This window comes from Vibrio sp. La 4.2.2 (assembly GCF_027586995.1).
Classification (GTDB): domain Bacteria; phylum Pseudomonadota; class Gammaproteobacteria; order Enterobacterales; family Vibrionaceae; genus Vibrio; species Vibrio mediterranei.
This window is the reverse complement of the sequence record NZ_JAPPTJ010000004.1, coordinates 476,712-496,570: the sequence shown is the minus strand read 5'-3', so window position 1 is coordinate 496,570 and position 19,859 is coordinate 476,712. Positions and strand designations below refer to the sequence as shown.

Sequence of the window (19,859 nt, the reverse complement as noted above, 5' to 3'; positions counted from 1 at the left end):
GCTAGAATTGTGCAATCTACGCTCAATTACTCATCGGAGGTCTGACAAGGAGGTGTTAAATGAAAGCGTTCTTCACATTCATTTTATGTAGCGTAATCGCATGGAATGCACAGGCGATAAGTTTTTGGTCGAGCAAAGGGTATACCGAAACCAAATACCCAATCGTATTGGTTCATGGCTTATTTGGTTTTGATTCACTAGCAGGGTTCGATTATTTCTATGGTATCCCTCAAACATTGAGCAAAAGCGGAGCAAAGGTTTATGTTGCCCAAATATCGGCGACCAACAGTTCGGAAGTACGGGGTGAACAGCTTCTAGCACAAGTGGAAAATGTCTTGGCGATCACGGGTGCCGACAAAGTAAATCTAATAGGTCATAGCCATGGTGCGCCGACGGCTAGATATGTTGCATCAGTTGCACCGCAAATGGTTGCTTCAGTTACCAGTATTGGAGGCGTGAATAAAGGGTCGAAAGTCGCGGATATAGTGCGAAATACCGTTCCGGAAGACTCAGTTTCTGAGGCAATCGCTGTTGAACTGGCTAGTGCACTTACGACGATCATTGGTGTGTTATCTGGAGGTAGTGACTTACCACAAGATGGTTTGAGCTCATTGCAGGCGCTCACCACAGAAGGGTCGTTGGCCTTTAATGAGCATTATCCAGAAGGCGTGCCAAAGTCGTCTTGTGGTGATGGTGAATGGCAAGCTGCAAATGGTGTGTACTACTACTCATGGACCGGGACTTCGACTTACACTAATGTGCTAGACCCGGCTGATCCCGCAATGTTTATCCTAGGTTTAACGTTTGATGAACCTAATGATGGATTAGTAGGAAGGTGCAGTACTCATTTAGGTCGAGTCATCCGAGATGATTACAAGATGAACCACCTAGATGAAATCAATGGTCTACTCGGTATCCATCATCTGTTTGAAACAGACCCTAAGACCTTGTATCGGCAGCATGCTAACCGTCTGCAGCAACAAGGACTTTAGGCCATGAACAGGTACTCCAAAACAACTGCAGTGATGGCCTTATTGGTGGTGATAGCTGTAGGATTGTTCTCTGTGTTCGACGCGGATGATCATGACTCGGTCAAAGTGAGCTCCCAGCTTGATACTCAAATCGACAACGCATCAGAGCGTGATACCTTCGAGTATTTTATCTCGGGGCTTGTCGACAACGATACCGATACGATAGAGCAGCGGTTTGAACACTACAGTCAGCAACGGGATGGCTCTGAACAGCTTGAGCCAGAGTTGTTCGAAAAATATATGCGATACAAAGCTGCACTAGCTGCGCTTAAACGAAGCGGTGACGAAGCTACAGATTTTCAAGGTCTGCACCAGCAAATCCTACTAATGCAAAGTGAATTTTTCACTGCGGATGAGCAAGAGCGTTTATTTGGTGAAGAGAATCTACTGCGTGAACTCGCCCTGACTAAAAAAGCTATTAAAGAGTCAGCACAAACCCCAGAGGAGTATCAACAACGTTGGGAGAATGAACTCAACCAACTGTCACCAGAGCTGCAAAACAGCTTTCGTAATGCCACAGTGTTGACGGCTCTCAATGATACCAATGCTATGGATACGCAAAGTCAGTACATAGCTCGAGAGGCACTGGTGGGTAGTGAAGCCGCAGAAAGGTTAATGACGCTGGATCAAAAACGTGCTGATTTTGACCAGCAGTTCAACTCTTATCTAGTAGCGAGAGCCGACATATTGAATAACGCATCATTTAATGATGCAGAAAAAGTTCAGGCTATTAACGACCTTAGAGAACCGCTGTTTGATAAGAATCAGTGGCGAAGGATTGAGGCGTTAGAGCGGATTCATGATAGGCAGGGTGAATAGTTGAACAATAAATTGAATGAAATAATGGTGCTTTTCTGTTAAAGCACCAAACTCAAAAGCAATTTTCTGATGGTTATGCCCCAGGAACCTGCTTCGTTCTGCCCTCATGGGCTGGCGTAGTTCGGTACATGGCTTTAAATGTTCTATCGACCCAAAAAGCGCACAGTTTTGGCAAGGGGAGGCGAAATCTCCCCTTTCGTTTAGGGCACCGATAATGTAGTTCCTCGGGTCCTTACCTATGGCCATTATGTCGAACCAAAAATGAGCTTCAGCACAGCCGCATCTCACTCGTAGATTTGGTCAAGAATAATGTTCTTGTAACTGTTCGACCACTCTATCAACGCTGCGTAGCGTATTTAGGCGGATACTCAGAAAACTTTGATTTATCCCTACTCGGCTGGTTGCTTCTTTTTGGGTTAAACCCTCGACCAGATACATTTCTAATGCTGTGATGACTTTTCTTGAACTGATCTTCGTAAGTTTAAGTAACAGGCTTAACTGTTCTTCCGTTACTTTTCCACGTTCTAAAGCCATAATTTTCTCCAACTGGAAGGAAGGGGAAGCCTAACTCTTCGTTCCCCCTTAGTGCTATTGCGTTTGGGCCCTGAACTTTCTAAGAAATTTGCCAAATCCAAGGTCTCCAGTCCAAAAGTTAATGGCGTGCTCTACGCCTTTACTGGTGTAAGTGGCTCCGCTAATACCATCTACTCTATAGGGATCTTGAGAAAGGCTATGTTTTTGGCTTAGGGTTATTGATGGTTTATTGTCTTTAAAAATCAGTTTATTAGCGAAACGTGTTGACCAATCTGGGTTGTCGGTTATTTCCGCGCCAAGACCTTTACTCTCTTGGTGCTTGTAGAACTTAAGCCCCGCAATACTAAAGTCACGACTATTTAGACCTAAGTATCCGTAAATCAGCCCGAATTTCCCTTGAGCCCGAATAGGCATAACAAGACGATAAGTGACCCCGTTTTCGTCATGGATAAAATAAACAGGTAGCGCATTTTCGCGCATTTTTATGCCCGCTATATCATCCTTAGCTGATAAGGAAGTCGCGTTAGTGGCTGAGAGTGGATAATGGGTTAGTGACTCGTCGACATCGAACTTCGACGGTCGAAATTCGCCACTATTGAGGTCAACGGTTTTCACATCAACATACTTGTCGATGAGTGTCGAGACGGGTAACCGTTTTTGCATTAGTCCAGCAGATTCCAACAAAGTAAGGCGTTGGTCGAGTTCGGTTGGCTTAGGTGGCTGCTTTTTTAGGTCAGGTTCTGTACAGGCAACAAGAAGGGTTGCGCTGGCAGTGATAACAAGTGTAGTGACAAAACGCATGGTCTTAACCTATTTAAGCTTGCGAGGAACAACTTGTGCGATGACCTTAAATTGACCTTGGTTGGTGTCGACAGTCATGGTTAGAAACTCCCCCAGTTTTAAGGTGCGTTTAGGGCCGAACATCATAAAGTGGTGAGTATTTGGGGTTAATGCGGTTTTTTTTCCTGCTGGAATGGTAATGTCTTTAACCATGAACATGACACGCTTCCCTGCTTCATATTTGGTGCTGTGAAGCATGGTTTTGTCAAATTCGTTGATATGAAACCCAGTAATAATCAGTGTCTGGTCGCTGTTATTGTAAATCGTCATTTTAGATCCAGTGCCTTTCGCTCCGCTGGCTAATTGGAAGATGACAGGAGAGTCTATTTGGACCTTGTTTTGAAGCGTTGGAGTGCTTGCATTAACTGCAGGCACGAGAGACAGTAGGCTGAATAACGCGACAAGGGGCAACAAGAACTTTCGGAGTGACATCTTAATATTCCTTATATTTACAATGTGTTAATAACTTTATCTAAATCTAGTTTTGCTGAGTAACCAATATGCATATCTACAAGTGTGCCTTTTTGGTTAATCAGATAAGTGGTAGGTGTGACGCCAATAGAGAATCGTTCTTTAGATATTCCTAGTTGGTCTTTGCCAATGGGAAAAGTGAACTGATATTTGTGACGAAATGCATCAAGGTCGACGTCGTACTGGTCAATATTAATAGCGATTATGGCGACTTCATCTGAGCGTCTTTGATAAATGTCTTGCCATTTTTTCATCATGGCTATGCAGGCACCACAGGTAGAAGACCAGAATTCGAGCACGACTTTCTTACCCTTATAATCATGAATACTGAGTTCGGTGTCGCGAGAATCTAGTGCCACGATGTCGGGACTTTCAGCCCCAATTTTGGCAACTTGCTCTTTACATCCTGTAACTACCACTACCGTACTGAGGAGTGGAATCAGTAAGTAGTTACGCCACATCTTGGATTTCCTCACCGATGTATTTACCGTGTTGTAAGCGAATAATGCGGTCAGTAAATTGCCCTAAACTCGGGTTATGGGTGACCATGATGATGGTTTTGTTTTGAGCATGAAGCTTTTTGAAAATCTCAAGGACGATATTCTCATTTTCTTCATCAAGATTTCCGGTGGGCTCATCGGCGAAGATGATTGGACATTCATTTACAATCGCGCGAGCAATACATACACGTTGTTGCTCCCCGCCTGACAGTTGACTCGGAAGGTGATCAATACGGTGACCCAATCCCACTTGTGTCAGCACCGCTTTCGCAGCGTCTTCGTCAGGAACGCTATGGTAATGTTGAGCCAACATGACGTTTTCCAACGCCGTCAAATAAGGAATTAGGTGGAATTGCTGAAACACCAAACCAATTTTCTCGGCGCGAAAGGCACGTCGTCCTTCTTCATCGAGAGAGCCAGCATCCTCACCATCCAAAATAACCGTTCCTGATGTTGCACTGTCTAGGCAGCTAAGAATGTTCATCAAGGTGGTTTTGCCTGAACCTGACGCCCCCATAATGGCGACAAACTCACCTTTTTTGACTTCAATACTGATATCGTCAAGTGCATGGACTTGATCGAATACTTTGCAAAGTCCCTCTGTTTTAATAGCGAATGTAGACATATTAATCTCCTTTCAGGACTTTGGCTGGGTCGATTCGTATCGCTCGAATTGTCGGAAGAGTGGCCGCGACCAAGGCGGCGCAAAATGAAAGTAAACTGGTAATCAATAGAACAGGTATTCGAATATCGATGGTTGCGCCGAATACGGACTGTCCGAGAAACTGAGCCAGAATGTAGCCGATCACCAAACCGCTAATGACAGCGGCGAGAGTAATGATTAAGGTTTCATAAACGATTTGGCGCTTAATGGATTGATTCGATGCGCCCAATGACTTTTGCAGCGCAAATTCATAACGACGCTCCGCGATCATAGAAGTCATCGTCGTATTTACGCACAACGTCGACAACACCAAAATCACCAAAGCAACGATGCCCATAAGCAGTTTTATTTTATCAAGCACCTTGCCTTCTGAGGCGGAGACTTTGCGAATAGGCCTGATCACAAGATCACTATAATGACGTTTCAACGTCTGCTCGAACTGAGCTACTTGTTGCTTGTCGTTGGTTAGGCTAAACATGGCGAAATTAATCTCATCACCTTTATTGAGCCACTTTTGCACAAACGGTAGATTTACGATTAAGTAATTGTCTTCGTCTGAACCTGACTCGACGATTCCTTTGATTCTAAAGCTGTAACTACCTTGTTTTCCGTATACAGTAAGTTCTGAGCCTATGCCCAGCTCTAACTTCTCAGCGAGCTTTTTACCTATCATGACGTTACGGTCATCAAAGGATACTCCGATCCATTGACCTTCAACTTGCCAGTAAGGTACGAGCTTCTTCAGTTGTGAAAAGTCGATACCCATCAATACGACCTTCTCTAGTTCGGCTTGAACCATGCCATATAGGTAAGGACTAGATGCAATGAGGCTATCTTTAGGGGCAAGTGATTTTATTTCTTGGTATTGCTGCGTTGTGAGCTTTTTAGTGGCTTCAGGGCCAACAAAGAAGTTAGCGCCATAGTTACGAAGCTCATGACTCATTTTTTCATTGATATCGAAATATACGCCTGCCATTGCGGTAATGATTGCCGCGCCAACGGTGAGTGCGAGAAAAACCACCAGGACGCGCTGTGCACGCAGTTTTAGCGACCGCCATACTAGTGTTGATAACATTGAACGAGGTTTATTTGCGGCCATATAACACCTCTATTGGGTACAGTGATGCGATTCTGCGAGATGGGAAATAGGTTCCAAGAACAGTAATCAAAGTAGAGATAAGTAGAACGACAGGAACAATGATCCAGTCAAATGAAATAGAAGAACCAAACAAGGCGTAGCCGATGACTTTGGATAACCCCCAACCAGACAAACAGCCCAACAATCCACCTAAAATGCCACACAATATGGACTCGGAGTAGAACAAGGCATAAACCTGCCAATTATGCGCTCCTAGTGATTTCATTAACCCGATTTCTTTGGCTCGTTGCAGGATCGCATTAGTCATTAGAGATGCGATACCCATTGCTGAAGCAATCAGTGCAGCAAAAGTTACAACAAACAATAGCGCCTGAATCTTACTGATAACGGCACCCTCAGATGCAGCTACTTGCCAAAGCGGTTTTACTAAGGCGTTGTTCATCGCCCCTTCTAGTTGGAACGAAATAGAAGAAACAAACGCAGTGCAAAACCACAAGTCATATTCATCAGAGTCGAGAGACTCTAGATCTTCGCGTGCTTTTTTAGAAAGAGCATTTTCCGGAACGGTCAGAGCAGACACTTTTACGCTTTGGACTTTGCCTTCTAAACCTAGGAGTTGCTGCCCTTTATTTAACGGCATCACAACGGAGCTTTCATCGCTGGTACCGTTAGTGAGAATGCCAGTGATTTTGAAGTCGTTTTCAACATTACTCTCACCAGCGAGGGAGAGGGTATCTCCAACCGACAATGACAGCTGCTTGGCTAACGTTTTACCAATCAGTACTTCGTTTTTCTCGTCGCTGGGCCATTGCCCATCAATATGCCAATAGGTAGAAATGACTTTGTTACCGGTACGATATTCGTGGTCGTCGGCAACTGGGAGGTTTTTGTCAAAAAAGGTACCGATGATGCGAATGGTGCGATTCGACTCTACATCTTTAACCTGACCTTTCACGAATGGGGCAAAGCCAATTATGTTATTGCGCCAGAATATATCCATGATGTTAGGTAACTCGCTTTCGGCAAGCAGATCGTCTTTTTCCAGTTTATTGACGTTATGAGCGAGGAGTTCGGGCAGCTTTACTTGCCCTTCAGGTGATATCTCAATATTCGCACCGTAGCTTTTCATCTCCATAGACATTTTGTTGCCAATATTGATTGATATTGCTAATAAGGCCGAAATTAGACTTGCTGCTAAGAATACAGTAATGACAGCCAGTCTTTTTCTGTTGGAGTCATGACGCCATGATTGACGTAGCATTCGAATTAACATTGCTAATCTCCGAGTGGGTTAACAGGTTTAACATCGGAATACTTCCAGGGGTCTTCTCTAAATGTCTCGTATGAGTCTTCCGAGGTGAAGAAGTACGTTTTTCCGGAGAATGAATAGCTGTGCTCAGCATCCATATTGCTGATTTGTTTACCGTTAACGGGATCGGTTGCCATAACTTCTACTACTTCACTGAAGTACTTTAGTCCGCTTTCTAGTGTCGCCTGGGTTACAACAATCTCGTTGTTTTCAACCCGCCAGTCAGGCATTGGAATAGGGTTACATCCACCTGGCTTGCCAATAGATGGAATAAAAATATGCACCCCACATGCAAGACAAACGACTTGGTCGCCTACTTGAGCGTAACCTGCGTCGCCACATAACATGCAGGCATCAAACACAACACCAAATTTCTTTTCACCTGCAAATCGGTCAATAACGAAAAAGCGAATGACCTTGCCGTCACTGGCTACCCAGTCAAAACGATGTAACTTACCGTCTATTAAGTGTTCATCAATCGGGATATGAACCCGACCATCCGTTGCCATCTCCATTCTTTGTGCTTCTGAACGATGAATGGGTTGTGAAGCGACAAGATCCCAATAGAGTAGGGCTATAAGTACAGCAGCAAGAGTGGCGAGATTAAATGTGACCTTGTGTTTTGCCGAGTTCAGCCGTGCTTGTTGTTTGCGTCGTTCAATGGCAAGAGAGGTATGAGATATTTGTGTTTTTAGCGGTTGGATTTGAGAACGATAGAAATAGCACAAACACAACGATGAAATGATTAAAACCGCATAAGACGTCACCCAAGAAAAGTTAGTGACTTTCGAAACATATGCCAATAAGCCTCTATCTAAGCCAACAATACTTAGCTTCATACTGGCGAGAATGATTTCACCAGATAATGGTAGGGCGGCAATCACCAATAGCAGCACAATTAAAAATCGTCGCGCACCTTTGCTTAATGCTGTGACAGTCAAACTCGACGTGACATGAATAAATGCAATGGCCAAAAAACCTAAGATGATAGCTGTAACATTGAGGATAAGCTCAGTGTTGATTACGTTTGTCGTACTTAGCATGGTCAGCTTAGCGACTTTCGCCCACATAAAACTGGCAAGCAGAGTTGTTAGGCTCTGCAAAACAATCAATATTCGCGGTGGTATTGAGAACAGAAGACTAGCAACAACGGTGAGTAATAAGATCGCTAAGTAGCTAGTAGAGACAGTTAATATGTTGACCTGGCTAAAAGGCAACAGGAAGAACAGTAATGCTCCGGAAAATAGCGATAGCAAAACCCATCCGACTTGATGCTTATACATGCGGGTACTGTGTGTTGCCCAAATGGCACCAAATAGGAGTGCGGGTAGTAAATAGACAAGTAAGACTTGGGAAAGATAGAAACTCATACTGTAATCTGATCGGCAGAGAAAACTTAAATAACCAAACAAGATCAGCTCAGACTCTAATGCAATCGCCTGAGCTGATATAGCAATGGTTAGTTGATACCTACGTATTTAAATTCATAACTCGCATCGAACGGTTTGAACCAACGACCTACACCTGTTTCTTCGTCTGTATGGCGCAGTAGTCCTGCTTTTGATGGCGGGTCAATATGGAAAGTGAGTTTGTAGTTACCAACACCCAACATATTGATATTCGAACCATAGTGAGGACCATCCGCTGCAACCATTGGCATGAACGTGCCTTCTTGAGTCTTACCTGTATCCATGTTTTTCAGTGTGTAGCTGATGGTTAGGTACGGGATCCATTCCCCTGCCGCAAATCCATTCTTGTTGCCTTTTAAGGCGTGAATGTCTGCTTCAAGATGAACCTCCGATTTTGATGCTGCGCGCATCATACCTTGTGGCTCCATGGTCACTGGTTTTAAGTAAACTGCGGCAATTTCCATTCCGTTCATTTCAACAGGTTCACCTGCTGGATGTTCAACGAATGGTAGGTCGTTAGCCATAGCTATGCCTGAAATTGCTTGTACAGCCACTGCTGCGGCGATGAGTTTTTTGTTAAACATAGTAATGTCCTTTACTTGTTTGATTTTACGAAGTTTTAATTGAACTATGAGTTCGCGTTGATAGTCATGTCTTGCTTATTTTTGAGCTTTAAGAGCACGAGCGCGAACAGTGCTGCCAGCACCAAGATGAGCTGAGGTAACAAGGTTTCTAAGTATGGATAGATTCCAAACGCTGCGAATTCTGGCGCGCCAGCAATAAGTGTTGGGTCGAATAATTTACCTTCGATAAGCTCCAACACGCCTTTACCTGCGAATACAAATGCCATTAAGTACATAAATCCGCCGGTGAAAATAAAGAATGGCTTAAGTGGGAGTTTGACTACGCTATATCGCATGATGAAGAAGATGACAGCAAGTACAACGACGCCAACAAGGAAGCCCGCAACTAACGCCGTCATAGTTTGTGCAGTGGCATCGCTCGCCAATGCAAAATAGAACAGCACGGTTTCAGCCCCTTCGCGATAAACCGCTAGAAAACTTGCTAACCAAAGTCCTATTAGGGAGCCTGTCGTAATTGAGTTTGAAAGTTTGCTTTGTAAATAGCGCTTCCACTGAACAGCCTCTACTTTTGAAAGAAGCCAATAACTCATTGAAAATAGGATCACTACGGCAATCAGCATAGTGATGCCTTCCAATAGCTCTCTACTTGCGCCCGCATTCTCGAACAACCATTGAAATAGCGCGGCCGTAATGGCACTGGCGATAAGACCTACCACGACTGAGTTTTTAACGACATGAAGCTTATCGGATGCGTCATTCTTGATTAGGTATGCTGTAATTGCTGCCACAATAAGCATAGCTTCAAGCCCTTCTCTGAAGATGATGGTGAAGCTGGCAAGTAACATGGCCCACCATCCTAAATCTCCTTCAGAAAGCGTGTCAGAGGCGTCCATCAATCCTTGTTTCAAGAACTTCACTTGCACTTGTATATCATCAACCTTTTGATTTGCCTTTAACATGCTGACGATTCGAGTGAAATAGCCTTCTAACTCTGACTTATAGTTACTGTCTCTAGAGCCAACGGCATTCTCCATTCCTGAGGCTTCAAAGTGGTCGAAATAGGCATCTTGCATTGCCAACATTGCACCGTTGGTATCGCCATTTTTATAGATCTCTATAGCACCGTCGACAGCTTGAATAATGCTACTGACAACAGGCCGCCAATCTTTTGATTGAACTGATGATGCTTCGGAAGAGGAGTCTGAGACAGACTGAAAATCGCGAGTTGGGGGAAGACCAGGTAACTCATCCTTTAGATCTTGTACTAAGGTTGCCAGTTCATAGCTAAATAGAATGAGATGTTTTTGGCTATATTCTTGTTTGGCTATTTTCGCTAATGAACGAAATGCTGCATTATATTCAGCCGCTTTTTCCGCTGAACGGTTCAATCTTATTGTGATTTCGAGCTCGGTATTTTTAAAGCCTTTGAATTGCGCTTGCTGAACCAACTCGAAAGCTCGTTGCTGTTTTTTCGTTGATTCATCAGGTTGTTCGGCAGATTCTCGATACTCAGTTAGTGCCTCATTCAGTTGTGTATCAATAGAGGTTACGGCATCTCGCCAAAAAGGAAGAATATCATCCGTATGAAGGTTGGTATTTTCGGCGATGAGCTTATGCCCAGAAACTAGAATACTCGGTAAGTTAGCTACCTCTTGCTTTAACCAATCAATTTCACTTTGAACGTTTTCAATAGATTCTCTAGCGACGATCATTTTTCGTATCTCGCCAAATTTAGATTCTAATTGGTACGCGTATTTCCGTGAATAATTAATGCGGACGGGACCTTCCAAGCTTTCAAATACTTCGAAGTAAGCCATTTGAACTGTAGTTTTAGCTTCGTTTTGTTGCCCCTCTCGATATAGTTCTTCTGCTTTGTCGAGTCGAGAGATTATTTCATTTGCTGCAGATTTGTAATCTATGGCATAAGAGATTTGCGGCATAATAAGTAAGAAGAATACTAGAAAATAACGACGGTAATTGTTAATTGCCTTTAACATATGACATCCGTGAACAAGAGGTGTTCCTGTACGCTAATGGAAGTCATTCTCATTATCAATGTTAGAGATTATAAAGGTGAAGGGTGATAAATGAGTTGATATTAAACTTTGATTTTGATGGTCTTTGTTTAACTTATTGAATAACAATGGAATTTAAACCATTTGGTTGATGTGGTTAAATTTCACTCATGTTGTAATCGGTCATTTCAAGCAAAAACTAAGTTCTCACAAATGGTAATGAAAATTGATATCATTATCACCTGTGTTGAAATGTTGTTGATTTTAGTGATTTATAATGTACTAAAAAAATAAAAAATCTGTTGTTATATCTATCTCGGTTATTTTCTCAATACAGAGTTAAGTGGAGTTTAATTAAATGAAACATCAAAAGGGATATATAAAAAGTTATAGCGAAAATTATTTAATCGCTATAACTTTATGCCGTCACTAATTCTTCTCAGTAAATAGAACGTTATATTCACCTAAACCATCATATTTTATTGCTGTGAGGACTCCAAAGTCTACTTCGACAACACCACAATAAGATCCAGTAATAATTGCTTCACCCGCTTTAAACTCAATACCACGACGAGTCATTGCATTAATGAGCCAGTAGATCGGAGTCTGTGCTAGCTTGTTTGGGTGTTCTCCAGCGAATGTCTGCACATTGTTATCTTGAGATACGGTGATTTGGATGGTTGCAGCATCAAAAGCTTGTTCACGAGCAATTTCTGGCCCAATAAACAATCCTTGGTTAACCAAACAGTCCGCTAATTTCTCATAAAACTCAGCGCCACTATCATCGGCATAGCGAGATTGCATAAGTTCCAATGCCATATGGCAAGAGCCAATGGCATCATTGATCTGTTCTTCACTATAGCCATCAGGTTTTGCAGGTAACGATTTTGACAGGAGGAATGCGATCTCAGGCTCTATCCGAGCGGTATTATTGTCGGCAAAGAGCTCACAGATTTCTCCTTTTTGCACGCTATTAGAGAAAATTGGTGCAACGATAAATTGGTCATCGGATAGAGGCAGGAGACACTTCCATCCTCCAACTTCATCGCTATGCATATCGATCATTGAAGATTGGATTTGTAGTGCGTCATCCAAGGTATTTGGACGTTGCAGTTCATTCAGTCGTGGTGCTTTGGTTCCCGCTACACGGCGGCTTAGCAGCTCAGAGGCAGCTTGCTGAAAAACATTTGTCATATAATATCACCTGTGTTGTATCTTTTAATCATATAGCAAATGTTTCCAGCGAAATAGGTGATGAGATCATGAAGTCACGAGTTTTTCACAACTGAATTTCTAATCTGTTGTCCCCGCCAACTTTTTACTAAATTCGCTGCGCTTGTTACGTATAAATTCAATAAAAAGCTGAGACTTAAGTGGCAAATGACGCTTGTCTGGGTACACCAACAACATGGTTCGATCTTGTGGAACCCAAGGTTCAAGAAGTGTTTTTATAGCACCGCATTGGATCTCTTGGCGCAGCAGCGAGTAGGGTAAGTAACAGATCCCAGCATGGTGAAGGGCGAGTTCTTTTGTGACGTTGAAGTCATCGGATATCAACTCTGAGTTGTGGGCGATTTCTATTTCTTCGCTATTGCGAGCAAAACGCCAAGGGAGAAAATAGCCTTCGACGTGATTCTTAATACACGGTTTTTGATATAGCTCTAACGGGTGTTTGGGTTCTCCATATTTATCTATGTATTGCGTTGAAGCGGCTAATACGTATTTCACAGGAGACAAAGTTAACGCCACGAGACTGGAATCATGCAATGGACCAAGCCGAAAAGCGAAGTCGATACTTTGCTTGGTAAGGTCTTGATAGCGATTTGATGATGCCAAGTTGATGCGAATGGTTGGATATAGGGCTCTGAACTCAGCAAACATAGGAGCAAGTAAATCTTGGCTCAGAGCTTTCGGTGCGGTGATGGTCAATGTACCAATAGGCTGATTGGCCATGTCTTCTGCATCGCTATATAGTTCGGCGACCGTGTCGGCGATAAGCTGAGCTTTTGGAAGAACTTGAATACCCAATTCGGTCAAAGACAGGGAGCGGGTGGAACGATTCAACAGCTTGCCACCAAGATCATGTTCAAGTTGCTGTATTTTGCGGCTGACTGTTGTAGTGGGCACATTGAGCTGTCGTGCTGCTTCAGCGAAGCTACTGAGTTCTACAACTTTGGCAAACAACGGTAAAGCCGAGAGTTCTTTCATTGTATTGATTATCTATTTATCCCATATATGGGATAGTAAAGTTCATTTTAACCTTCTAATCAATGTTTTTGGTATTGGCTATAGTTACGACATACCGACGCGGCACTCTCAAACTATGCTGCACTATAAGGTTCAATAGATAAGACGATTAAGGGGTTCACGATGGAAATTCTAGTACTAGGCGCAACAGGTAACACAGGTTCAGAAGTGGTTCGTCAACTTAAACAGGTTGGTGCAAACTTTGGTGTTATGGCACGAAATCTCGACGCTGCTACCAAGTTAGATCTCAACCCAGATCAAGTTCGCGTGAGCAACTACGACGATGTCGATACCATGACTGAGGCAATGAAAGGCATCAAAAAGATCTATGTAGCAATGCCAGCCCATCCAAACAATCAGCAGTGGATGAAAAATACGGTTGCGGCAGCCAAGGCAGCAGGTGTTGAGCTTATTGTAAAACTATCTGGTATGGGAGCAAAAGCTGACGCGGGGTCAGACATTATTCGCACGCATGTTGTAACAGACGATATTGTAAAGGCATCGGGCATTGCTTATACCATCGTGCAACCTAACTCCTTTTTCCAAAACCTATATGGCAGTCTTGGGACGATCAACGCAATGGGACAATTTTTCTTACCGATTGCGCAAGCAAAACAGAGTGTGATTGATATTCGTGATGTGGCGGCTGTTGTGGTTGCGGCATTAACTCAACCTGGACATGAGAATCAGACTTATCTTATTTCCGGTCCTGAGGCCTTAACGTTTGCCGAGCAAGCAGAGATATTAACGCAAGTATCCGGAAAGCAAATTGACTACGTTGCTGTGCCAAAAGAAGCAGCAGAAGCGGCAATGAAAGAGGCGGGGATGGATGACTGGAGTGCTGAAAAACTTGCGGAGATAATGGCGTGGTTTGGTGAGGGTCATTACGCAGAAGTTACAACTACCGTCGAGCAAGTTACCGGCAAAAAGCCAAGAACCTTCCGTGCTTTTGCTGAAGAATTTGCATCGGTTATTGAGAAATAATCTAATTTTGATTTATCAATAGAGGAGAGCCTTAGCTCTCCTCTACCTGTTGTAATTTAGTAAGGAGTTAGGCTATTTCACCAACTTAGAAACATAAGGCACATTTCTGAGTTTATCTTGCCACGGTAAGCCATAACCAACGAGCAAGTCGTCGTTTTCCATTTCATAGGCGTAAAACTGTTGGAATGGGATATCCACTCGACCGGGTTTTACGAACAGAGTGGCAATAGAGACCGACTTCGGGGCAAAATTCTCAGCAAGATACTGGACCAATCGCTTCATCGTCCCTCCTGATTCAATCGCATCGTCGATAACAATGACGTCTTGACCCTCAATGCTTATGTTCTGATGATAAACAATTTCTGAAGAGTTGTTGCTATCGCCAGGAGTATGAGGACAGGAAATATAGTCCATTTTTATGTCAAAGGTGAGGTGACGGACGAGATCGGCAGTAAACAGTATGCCTCCCGGAACAACACTGATGATGACCGCAGATTCAAAATCGTTATTAAGCACGTCCGCAATCGCAATCACGCCGTCTTGTATCTGCTCTGTACTGAGAACCAGCTCTCCAATATGTTGACTCTTCATTGGCTACGCCTCTTCTATTTCGAGATGTTTAATTATGTGTGCTGGGTTTCCACCAATCACGACATTATCTGCAAAGCTTTTTGTAACGACTGCACCTGAGGCAACGACAACGTTATTACCAATGATAACGCCAGGATTAATTGTTGCGTGCCCTCCTATCCAACAGTTATCTCCAATCGTAATGGGTTTAGCGAACTCAATACCCGTGTTCCGAGTTGTAGGGTCCAGTGGATGGCAAGCGGTATATAGCCCTACTTGAGGGCCAATAAAGCAGTTATCGCCGATTCGTACTTCGGCACAATCGAGAATGACACAGCCAAAGTTCATGTAAAAATTGGTGCCAACATGAATGTTCTTGCCATAATCGCAATGAAAGTTTGGTTCAATTTTACTCTCACCACCAATAGTGCCAAACAACTGCTGGAGCAATTGCTTCCTATCATTATTTTGGTGACGAGAAGTACGGTTGTATTGTTCGGTTAGATCGCGCGCTGCAGTGCGCAGCGTCGCCAAGGTGTGCTCACTTGGGTCATAGTGAAGTCCCGCAAGCATTTTCTCTCTTTCAGTCATAAGGTCACTCAAGTGTTTTAAGCTCTACTCATCAAAGCGACGATCTTTGTAAAAGTAGGTTTTATCGCGGTCATTAATCTCTCTGAGTACTCGACAAGGGTTACCAACTGCCACCACATTGGCAGGAATATCTTTCGTCACCACACTGCCAGCGCCAATGACACTGTTTTCTCCAATAGTCACGCCCGGAAGCACGACAGTATTAGCACCAATCCACACGTTATTTTTAATGTGAACGGGTATATTGAATTGAGCTAGAACCTTGCGCTGCTCTGGCTCAATAGGGTGTCCAGCCGTTGCTATGGTTACATTAGGCCCAATCATTACATGGTCACCAATGTAAATGTGGGTATCGTCAACCAGCGTGAGATTGAAGTTAGCGTAGACGTTATTACCAAAATGGGTATGGATACCCCAATTAGCATGTACAGGAGGCTCTAAATAACAATCTTCTCCAACTTCTGCGAACAGAATTTGCATTATTTGCTCACGTTTTTTGGTCTCACTAGGGCGGGTATGATTAAAGTCATACAGTGTTTCTAAACACTCAGTTTGACGTTCAGCAAGCGCTTCATCATAAACATAGACATTTTGACTGTGCAGTTTTGACATTGGATTCATGTAGGTATTCACTATTAAGCTGGTATTGGATAATGATCGATATCCTAGCACTACGATTTATCCATAAGCCACAGACTTCGAAAGGTTTAATTCGAATCTGACAGCCGCTTCTCATTGGTGTTTTCTTCCCACTCATATAGAGCCATTAATGAATTTGTGTATTCGCTGACGGCTTGCTCAATACAGACTATCGCTTCATCGAGATCGGTTTCAGAAAGATTGAATGTGAGTGCGTTTTTGATGGCTTTCAACATAATTTAGTCCTCATTAATCGTGGCACAGTCATGTGGTGTGGAGCTGTTGGTGTTCAAGACTCGAGATAGATTATGAACAATTAATAGGAGGGCAAAAACTGAGTAATTGGTATTGTTTAGTTCCACATTTAACGTTAATTTGTCTGGATGAGGTTATTTTTGTCTGATTTTTGGTCTTATGTGGAACTAAGGTGATATAGAAATGCCGGAAATAAGTAACGATAGAGCACTGCTGTATTATCAACGTCTTGCGGTATTAGGAACGAATAAAGACATCAGTACCACAATAGATAAGCTTGCGGAGCTGATGTTTACCAGTACGCGGCATAGTCGAACCTTACTTAAACAGCTTGACGAGAAAGGGTGGATCGATTGGCAACCCAAAGTGGGACGGAATCAACGCTCGATACTTCATCTCAACCATTCTGAGAGCACGTTGGTCGTCAATGTTGCGTCAGAGCATATCTCGCAAGGTCACTATGAAAAAGCACTGCAACTGTTAGGTGGGGATAAAGCGTTATTCGGACAAGTGTTACAACAAACTGCCGGTCCGCAAGTAAGAGAAGGCGTAGTTCATATTCAGCTTACTTATGACCGCTTATTGTCACCGTTGGATACCACCAACTCGTTACGAAATAGTGAGCGATTCCTAACCCGACAAGTATTCTCTTGTTTGACGCGCTGTGACGGTGAGGGAAATGTCGAACCCGATCTGGCTCATCATTGGCGCTATGACTCGCAGGCACTAACTTGGCGATTTTATCTAAGACCTCATCTTAGATTTCATGACGAAGCACCAATAGATGCAGAGACCATTGCTGAACTCTTCATGCGTCTTAAACAGCACCCTAATTATTGTTCTTTGTTAGCTAATGTTGTGACGATCTACGCCGTGGGGCGATTGTGTATTGAGTTCACTCTGTCTCAGCCAGAGCCAAGCTTTGCTGCACTGCTAGCGGATTACCGATTCTCTGTATTACCGAGCGCTCAATTAGAAAATAATTCCGTTCGTATTGGTAGTGGCCCCTTTAAGCTAGTCGAGCATTCTCAGGAACAGCTTGATTTACAGGCGTTTGAACATTATCACGGCCTTTGTGCACTATCAGACAGCGTGACGATCTGGCAACTTCCAAAAGCAGGAACAAGCAGTTGTTCTACCTCACTTGCTACTTATGATTTACCTACACCCTATGATGCTGTTTGTAGTCATTTGGTCTCAACTGAAAGCGGTACTGAACCATCAACTCAGGCGACTCCTCAGAGCCGGATTGAGGATGGCTGCTTACTGGCGATGTTCAACCACTCTGCAGCTCTGGATAGCACGCAGCGTCACTATCTTGGTCAGTTGATGAATTCAAGGCCGGTGTTGCAGCAGTTGTCCAATAACGACGCAGCCAGAGTTCAGGGCATTGCGGCATACAACCTTTTGCCAAGCTGGATGAAAGTATTGATTCCTCCAGCAGAGACATCTCCTTTGCCGAAGCAGCTAGATATCGCCATCTACCAACATCATGCTTTACGCGCAAGCGCCCAAGTAGTTGCCGATTTGTTGCTGCGGGTTGGTGTGAGCTGTCAGATTAACGAATACAGTTATGCCGACTTTTACGAACTGTGCGCGCATCATAATCTTGAGGAAGAGATTATCCTTACCAGCATGAGTTTGGATGACAACCGACCGTCTTCGGCGTTTATTTGGCTTGCGACGGATAGAGTGTTAAGACAGTGCCTGACACCGTCCACGGAGCAATGGCTGCAACATGAGCTTGAACAAGTGAGACAACAGAATCAATCTACGGAATATATGACGGTCCTTGAACCGATCGCATCGACATTAGTCTCTGATAGATGGATAATCCCACTGTTTCACCATAAGCAAACTCTGAATTTTGCTGACCAGCTGCAAGGCGTATCCATGACTATTTGGGGCTGGCCGGATATTAAGAACGTCTGGGTCGAGGAGTAGAGTTTCTGTATTACTTTAACAACAGGTTGGAGTTGATGTTGGCATAATTCTGCTAAAGTAGCCGACAGTTTGAGACGTGGATGACTGAATTTACGATGCAAGAGATAGTTTTCGCTGGTGGCTGCCTTTGGGGCGTCCAAGAGTTTATGCGACATTTACCTGGGGTCATAAATACCGAAGCGGGTAGAGCCAATGGCAGTGCGAGTACTACACAGTGTGATTACGATGGATACGCTGAGTGTGTTCGAACTCAATTTGATGCGAACCAAGTGTCAATTGAGCAGCTTATGGATTTCTTTTTTGAAATCATTGACCCCTATAGCGTCAACAAGCAAGGGATAGATGTAGGAGAGAAGTATCGCACTGGAGTTTATAGTGTAAATCCAGAACATCTTGAGCGAGCGAAACGCTACATTGCCGAGCGTTCCGATGCAGATAAAATCGTGGTAGAGGTGTTGCCACTTAGTAATTACGTAAAGAGTGATGACGAGCATCAAGATCGACTCACTCTTCACCCCAATGATTATTGTCATATCCCCAAGACTATTTTGCATAAGTACAAAAAATAGCTTCAAGTGCTGACTATTTTGGCGCGTTCCTCTGTGAAGGATCGCGTTGAAACGCATGAATAAGTTCGGCTGGATCGCTGGCGCTGCGCTGAACTTTGGCACCTTCCGCCCACCAAATAAGTTGAGCAAGCGTTCGGTTCATATAGCTATCCCACTCTTGTTGAGATGCTTCGTTTAGCACCTCACCTTTTTCATTGAATACGCTAGCAGCATTGGGAATGTGAATCATGGCAGATACTGGCAAACAGCCTAGCTCGGAGAGAAAAGTTCGCATTGAAACGGCTGCTCTAGCGCCGCCCCATTGTCCTGCAGAGTAGGTCACAATTGCACTGGGTTTATAAGAAAACAGAGAGCTGCCAAAGTGGTTAAGAAGGTGAGCAAGTGCTGGACTCATAGAGTGATTGTACTCAGGTGAGACCATCACATAGCCATCAGCTTGTTCAATCTTCGCTGCCAGTTGCTTTAAGTCTTCTGGTACTTTACTTCGGCTGTAAGCAAATTCAGGTTTAAAAACCGCATCAAAACTCAAAGTAAGAGGATCGATGATTTCCACGTTAATCTCGGGATAAAAGCGTGTTAGCAGAGACTGACAGGCATCACTGACTCTTGCGCCCAGTCGTGCGGGGCGAGGTGGGGTACTTTCTCTTACAGAGCCAAGAAAAATCAATAACTTCACTATCTAGTACTTCCCTAATGTTTTCTGATGTTGTTCGTTTTAGCTTAAAGGGTCTGGATTTTGTTGCAATGAGAAGTCACAAAAAAGGAGCGCTTGCCCCTTTACTGAT

The 19,859-nt window shown here is 43.7% G+C and carries 22 protein-coding genes; 5 read left to right on the top strand and 17 right to left on the bottom strand.

Annotated features, from left to right (window positions below):
- The first annotated feature begins 59 nt into the window (after nt 1-59).
- Together OH456_RS11595 and OH456_RS11590 are read left to right on the top strand one after the other, a co-directional pair.
- Nucleotides 60-992: an esterase/lipase family protein gene (locus OH456_RS11595; protein ID WP_124941576.1), complete on the top strand. Its 933-nt coding sequence runs from the start codon at nt 60-62 to the stop codon at nt 990-992.
- A gap of 3 nt (nt 993-995) precedes the next feature.
- Nucleotides 996-1,850: a lipase secretion chaperone gene (locus OH456_RS11590; protein ID WP_270033498.1), complete on the top strand. Its 855-nt coding sequence runs from the start codon at nt 996-998 to the stop codon at nt 1,848-1,850.
- 300 nt (nt 1,851-2,150) lie between these two features.
- On the opposite strand, the gene OH456_RS11585 is transcribed toward OH456_RS11590, so the two are convergent.
- The 12 genes from OH456_RS11585 to OH456_RS11530 all read right to left on the bottom strand — a co-directional run bounded on the left by OH456_RS11585 (nt 2,151) and on the right by OH456_RS11530 (nt 13,483).
- Entirely contained in the window at nt 2,151-2,384 is a 234-nt protein-coding gene (locus OH456_RS11585; RefSeq protein ID WP_006069788.1) for a PapB/FocB family fimbrial expression transcriptional regulator, read from the bottom strand.
- Nucleotides 2,385-2,438: 54 nt separating this feature from the next.
- Nucleotides 2,439-3,185, bottom strand: coding sequence for an FMN-binding protein (locus tag OH456_RS11580; RefSeq protein WP_240206217.1), 747 nt, complete (start codon nt 3,183-3,185; stop codon nt 2,439-2,441).
- Between the two features lie 9 nt (nt 3,186-3,194).
- Nucleotides 3,195-3,656 carry a copper chaperone PCu(A)C gene (locus OH456_RS11575; RefSeq protein WP_270033497.1) on the bottom strand — a complete coding sequence of 154 codons (462 nt, stop codon included), beginning with the start codon at nt 3,654-3,656 and terminating at the stop codon, nt 3,195-3,197.
- Nucleotides 3,657-3,673: 17 nt separating this feature from the next.
- Nucleotides 3,674-4,156 (bottom strand): TlpA family protein disulfide reductase, encoded by a 483-nt coding sequence (locus OH456_RS11570; protein ID WP_124941573.1) that lies wholly within the window; start codon nt 4,154-4,156, stop codon nt 3,674-3,676.
- Nucleotides 4,146-4,820, bottom strand: a complete 675-nt coding sequence (locus OH456_RS11565) for an ABC transporter ATP-binding protein (protein ID WP_270033496.1) — start codon at nt 4,818-4,820, stop codon at nt 4,146-4,148. The genes OH456_RS11570 and OH456_RS11565 overlap by 11 nt, the downstream gene beginning before the upstream one ends.
- Nucleotide 4,821: 1 nt before the next feature.
- Nucleotides 4,822-5,958 carry an ABC transporter permease gene (locus tag OH456_RS11560; protein ID WP_006069793.1) on the bottom strand — a complete coding sequence of 379 codons (1,137 nt, stop codon included), beginning with the start codon at nt 5,956-5,958 and terminating at the stop codon, nt 4,822-4,824.
- Complete coding sequence (locus tag OH456_RS11555) at nt 5,945-7,231, bottom strand: ABC transporter permease (RefSeq protein ID WP_270033495.1); 1,287 nt, start codon at nt 7,229-7,231, stop codon at nt 5,945-5,947. Before OH456_RS11555 ends, OH456_RS11560 begins: the two co-directional genes overlap by 14 nt.
- Nucleotides 7,232-7,233: 2 nt before the next feature.
- Complete coding sequence (locus tag OH456_RS11550; RefSeq protein ID WP_270033494.1) at nt 7,234-8,637, bottom strand: Fe-S-containing protein; 1,404 nt, start codon at nt 8,635-8,637, stop codon at nt 7,234-7,236.
- Between the two features lie 89 nt (nt 8,638-8,726).
- Nucleotides 8,727-9,260, bottom strand: a complete 534-nt coding sequence (locus OH456_RS11545; protein WP_006069796.1) for an iron transporter — start codon at nt 9,258-9,260, stop codon at nt 8,727-8,729.
- Nucleotides 9,261-9,304: 44 nt separating this feature from the next.
- Entirely contained in the window at nt 9,305-11,257 is a 1,953-nt protein-coding gene (locus OH456_RS11540) for an FTR1 family iron permease (protein ID WP_270033493.1), read from the bottom strand.
- Nucleotides 11,258-11,704: 447 nt separating this feature from the next.
- The gene (locus tag OH456_RS11535; protein ID WP_270033492.1) at nt 11,705-12,469 is read right to left on the bottom strand and encodes a hydratase; all 765 of its coding nucleotides are present in this window, start codon (nt 12,467-12,469) and stop codon (nt 11,705-11,707) included.
- Nucleotides 12,470-12,568: 99 nt separating this feature from the next.
- A complete protein-coding gene (locus OH456_RS11530; RefSeq protein ID WP_006069799.1) occupies nt 12,569-13,483 on the bottom strand; it encodes a LysR family transcriptional regulator in 915 nt (304 codons plus the stop codon).
- Nucleotides 13,484-13,645: 162 nt separating this feature from the next.
- Here OH456_RS11530 and OH456_RS11525 point away from each other — a divergent pair, with 162 nt between their 5' ends.
- Nucleotides 13,646-14,506, top strand: a complete 861-nt coding sequence (locus OH456_RS11525; RefSeq protein ID WP_270033491.1) for an SDR family oxidoreductase — start codon at nt 13,646-13,648, stop codon at nt 14,504-14,506.
- A 72-nt stretch (nt 14,507-14,578) separates the two neighbouring features.
- On the opposite strand, the gene OH456_RS11520 is transcribed toward OH456_RS11525, so the two are convergent.
- The 4 genes from OH456_RS11520 to OH456_RS11505 form a co-directional block, all read right to left on the bottom strand.
- On the bottom strand, nt 14,579-15,097 hold the full coding sequence (locus OH456_RS11520) for a phosphoribosyltransferase (RefSeq protein ID WP_006069801.1): 519 nt from the start codon (nt 15,095-15,097) through the stop codon (nt 14,579-14,581).
- Nucleotides 15,098-15,100: 3 nt separating this feature from the next.
- Complete coding sequence (locus tag OH456_RS11515) at nt 15,101-15,667, bottom strand: sugar O-acetyltransferase (RefSeq protein ID WP_270033490.1); 567 nt, start codon at nt 15,665-15,667, stop codon at nt 15,101-15,103.
- Nucleotides 15,668-15,691: 24 nt separating this feature from the next.
- Nucleotides 15,692-16,288, bottom strand: a complete 597-nt coding sequence (locus OH456_RS11510; protein WP_006069803.1) for a sugar O-acetyltransferase — start codon at nt 16,286-16,288, stop codon at nt 15,692-15,694.
- 86 nt (nt 16,289-16,374) lie between these two features.
- Nucleotides 16,375-16,542: a hypothetical protein gene (locus tag OH456_RS11505; RefSeq protein ID WP_006069804.1), complete on the bottom strand. Its 168-nt coding sequence runs from the start codon at nt 16,540-16,542 to the stop codon at nt 16,375-16,377.
- 202 nt (nt 16,543-16,744) lie between these two features.
- Here OH456_RS11505 and OH456_RS11500 point away from each other — a divergent pair, with 202 nt between their 5' ends.
- The gene (locus OH456_RS11500) at nt 16,745-18,505 is read left to right on the top strand and encodes an SgrR family transcriptional regulator (protein ID WP_270033489.1); all 1,761 of its coding nucleotides are present in this window, start codon (nt 16,745-16,747) and stop codon (nt 18,503-18,505) included.
- A 95-nt stretch (nt 18,506-18,600) separates the two neighbouring features.
- On the top strand, nt 18,601-19,074 hold the full coding sequence (locus tag OH456_RS11495) for a peptide-methionine (S)-S-oxide reductase (protein WP_107306133.1): 474 nt from the start codon (nt 18,601-18,603) through the stop codon (nt 19,072-19,074).
- Nucleotides 19,075-19,087: 13 nt separating this feature from the next.
- Here the strand turns inward: OH456_RS11495 and OH456_RS11490 are convergent, their stop codons facing one another.
- Nucleotides 19,088-19,750, bottom strand: a complete 663-nt coding sequence (locus tag OH456_RS11490) for an NADPH-dependent FMN reductase (protein ID WP_107306125.1) — start codon at nt 19,748-19,750, stop codon at nt 19,088-19,090.
- Nucleotides 19,751-19,859: the final 109 nt, after the last annotated feature.